Source organism: Nostoc sp. UHCC 0251 (genome assembly GCF_034932245.1).
Classification (GTDB): Bacteria; Cyanobacteriota; Cyanobacteriia; order Cyanobacteriales; family Nostocaceae; genus Nostoc.
Window position 1 is genome coordinate 1 of sequence record NZ_JAYGHD010000218.1, and the last position, 3,719, is coordinate 3,719.

At 45.6% G+C, this 3,719-nt stretch carries 3 protein-coding genes; all 3 read right to left on the minus strand.

Going from position 1 to position 3,719, the window contains the following annotated elements; genetic code table 11:
- Nucleotides 1-191 precede the first annotated feature (191 nt).
- Nucleotides 192-1,352, minus strand: a complete 1,161-nt coding sequence (locus VB740_RS17515; RefSeq protein WP_323201239.1) for a DUF58 domain-containing protein — start codon at nucleotides 1,350-1,352, stop codon at nucleotides 192-194.
- A gap of 137 nt (nucleotides 1,353-1,489) precedes the next feature.
- Nucleotides 1,490-2,275, minus strand: coding sequence for a type I methionyl aminopeptidase (gene map, locus VB740_RS17520; protein ID WP_323201240.1), 786 nt, complete (start codon nucleotides 2,273-2,275; stop codon nucleotides 1,490-1,492).
- Between the two features lie 10 nt (nucleotides 2,276-2,285).
- Nucleotides 2,286-3,296 carry a Gfo/Idh/MocA family oxidoreductase gene (locus VB740_RS17525; protein ID WP_323201241.1) on the minus strand — a complete coding sequence of 337 codons (1,011 nt, stop codon included), beginning with the start codon at nucleotides 3,294-3,296 and terminating at the stop codon, nucleotides 2,286-2,288.
- Nucleotides 3,297-3,719 lie beyond the last annotated feature (423 nt).

Genomic DNA, 3,719 nt, shown 5'->3' on the forward strand with positions numbered 1-3,719 from the left:
GTTTTCAATTGAAGGGGAGCAGGGGAGGCAGGGGGCAAGGGGGCAGGGGAAGCAGGGGAAGCAGAGGAAGCAGGGCAAGATGAGGGGGACAAGGAGAATAACTAATGCCCAATGCCCAATGCCCCATGCCCAATGCCCAATGCCCGATGCCCAATGCCCGATGCCCAATGCCCAATAATTTGTGCAATTTTTTATAAACTTAATGTTTTTTGTAGTTGGGATTGCAGCGGGCGATCGCTTTGCAAAATGATACCAGGGCGTTCCCAATTAGTTACCTCTTGTTCTGCTGGTGAGGAAATATTTGGCCACAAAACCCAGCGACTTCCTTGAGGAAGATTAGCAACACTCAGGTGGTTTTGAGTCAGCCAAATCAAAGGGTGGTTTTTGGGAACGACTGAACTGGTATCTTCTAGGGCTGTAGTTGCTGCTAAGGTTTCTAGCACAAAGCGATCGCCTTTGATTAAATCTGTCGATGCTGTCCACAGTTGCACTTGTAATTGCTGTTGCTGTGCGTAAAAATATAGCGAAGCTGCGGTAATTACTGCTTGTTCAAAGTTTTCTTCTTCCCAATTACTAGCACTGTCAAGGGCAATAACAATTTCTTGCCCACCTGTCACCATTTCTAACTCCCGCACCCTTAATTCTCCATAGCGGGCGCTAGTCCGCCAGTGAATCAGACGAGTGGGATCTCCTATGCGGTAGGGACGGAGCGATCGCACCAGCCCCGTTGTCGCTGTCTGCAAGGGTCTGCCACGAGGATCGCCCCTTTTGCTCTCTTCTTGTCCCATTTCATCTACTAGGGGGCAAGTAGCTAAGGGTAACACTGTCGGATAGATGATCGCTGTGGCAGCACAATCACGCTGACGGCGACACCAAAACAATCCTAAAGGCGCACCAGAACCTAGTTCGACTGTATGCCAGCGATAAACGCCTCGGCGCACAGTAGGGTGGTAATATACCCAACGGTAACTACCTTGGCTAGGAATCGTTTCGATTGCCTTGTGTACTGGTTTCCCTAAAACAAAGGGCAAAATATCCTCAACTTTCAACAAGCTTACAGGCTGCTGTGTCTGATTGCGAATTTCTAATTCCACAGTCAGATCATCGCCGGCTGACACAGGTTCGATGGGACGCCGGGTGATCGAGAGACCTGTGAGCGATCGCGGCGGTAAGATGGCTGCTACACCCAAAAGGGCAAAACTAATGCCGCTAATGGCGTACAGCCAACCTGCCATCGTATTGATACCTGCGCCAAAAAAACAAATAGCCGTAGCTGTTAGTACCCAACCGCCGTATGCAGGAGCACAAGCACGGGTTTCTAACCAATTGGTGATGGGTTTGATAATTTTCATGTTTCTTTTTTAACCCAACACCACCCAAAATTCACAGTATTTTAGGGGTTTGCCAAAAAAGCCATAATAGTACTATTTACGAAGCTGCAAGCAATTTGAAGCGTGCTAGGTTCAGGGATGGATTTGCCTGCTTGTGATTATACAGCCCAGTAATTCTTGCCTTCTGGGAGAGTCAGGATTTCAACGCCATCTTCAGTTACAGCTAAGGTATGCTCACATTGAGCAGAAAGCTTGCGATCGCGCGTTACAGCAGTCCACTTATCGCCCAGAACCTCGACTTCGTAAGTGCCTTCGTTAATCATTGGCTCAATGGTAAAAACCATTCCTGGTCTGAGGCGCTTGCCCTTACCGCGTGTGCCATAGTGGGGAATATCTGGCGCAGTGTGGAAAATATTACTGATACCGTGTCCAACGAAATCTCGCACCACAGAAAAGCCTTGTCCTTCAGCATACTCTTGAATGGCTGCACCAATGTCGCCAATACGCGCCCCAGGTTTAACTTCAGCAATACCTAAGCGCAAACACTCCTCTGTCACCTCTACTAGCTTTCTCGTTTTTGGCGAAGGAGTGCCGACAAAGAATGTCTTAGATGTATCGCCGTGATAACCCTCAACAATCGGCGTCACATCAATATTAACAATGTCACCTTCCTTGAGAATTTGCTTGGCATTGGGAATGCCATGACAAATTACCTCATTTACACTGGTGCAAATCGATTTAGGATAGCCCTTATAACCAAGGGGGGCGCTTTTTGCTCCATGCGCTTGCGTCCAGCGTTCGGCTTCATCATTTAGTTCAAGAGTGCTAACACCTGGCTTCACAAACGGTTCGAGATGCTGGAGAAGTTTCGCTGCTAAACGCCCAGCTTGACGCATTTTGTCTAGTTCTCGTTGGGATAAAATAACAATTAGTTCGGTTTTCATTAACTTTTATCTAGATATCTTTAATAAATATAGTTAACCCTGTCTTTGCAGCTCTTTGTGCAGCTTCACCAACCTTTAGGGTATACAAGCTCTCCTCTGGGGTCACGTACAAAGGAGTACCATCAAAAAGATGGTCTAACACCATACTCGTGTCTTTGGCGAATAAACCCCGGCGAGGGCCAACCTCTATAGGTGTTGTTTCCTCTGGCTGGATGAAAATTCCTGTATCGCCATCAAAAATTAAACCACCTTTTTCACCGTGAACTTCAAACTTGCGTTTTGATTGCCAAATACTTTCGCCTTTCCCATAGACTACTTGGGCTAAAAGTCCACTCTCAAAGGAGAGTTCACTAGTGCAAAAACAGCTTTGGTAGTATTCCGGTTCTATTTGCCAATATCGCTGGTGACAGTTAACAGTAAATACTTTACCAAATAAATCGGTGAGACGATGTAGGCGAGACAGCGCACCAATTAAGGGAAAGCCGAATAACTCGTGGTTATAAGTCCATTTGCGGGGCGCAGGATTCTGGGGATTGATGGTGCTGTAGCGAACATAAAACACCTCACCAATTCTGGTTAAGTTTTTCTTCAAGGCTTGATGCAAACCACCCAAAAGTTCCAGATGTTCAACGTGCAGGAGTTTTTGTTGTGCTTTGGCTAAGGCAATCAGTTGTTCAGCTTCGACTACATCCAACGAAAGAGGATACTCTACAATCACATGTTTGCCGTTGGTGAGGGCTGCACGAGCGATCGCACCATGATCTCGGTTAATAGTGGAGATTACTACTAGGTCTATATCTTCACGCTCTACTAGCTCTTGCCAAGAACTCAACGCTTCAATCTCGTACTCTTTGGCAAAGTTTTCTGTTTTCTCTGCGGTATGACCAACGACTGCTATTAACTGCGATCGCGATCGCTCATTATTGAGCAATGCCTCAGTTCTAAACTTTGCTGCATACCCAGTACCCACCAAACCTACACGCACTCTTGCTTTTTCCAAAGCTGCTTCTGAATTATACATGATCCTCACTAGTTCTGTTTTTGATTCTTTCACGCTTTTAGTGGTGAGATTCTCTTTTCATGGGGAATCGAATGAATTTACCAGTTTAGACTCTACAACATTCGTACTAGCGCGTATTTTCAAAACTATCATCACAAAAGAATGGAGCCGTTCGCAATCATCGCTGTATATGTATAACTGACGGCGAGTTTTCATATTGGGTAGATGGCGCTCACACTTAAATTTGCATAGTTGCTAAAGTATTTTTTGGATTACCAACTTAATGCTTATTTCTCGCTCATGATATTGAGAAAATATCTACCTGATCGAATGAAACAACCCTGCTTTTGAAGGGAATTTAGGGATCTCTTCTACGTAAGTCCTACAAAATTAGGACTTACGCACTGTACAAAGTAATCATCTTGTGTATCAACGTAAAGGCGT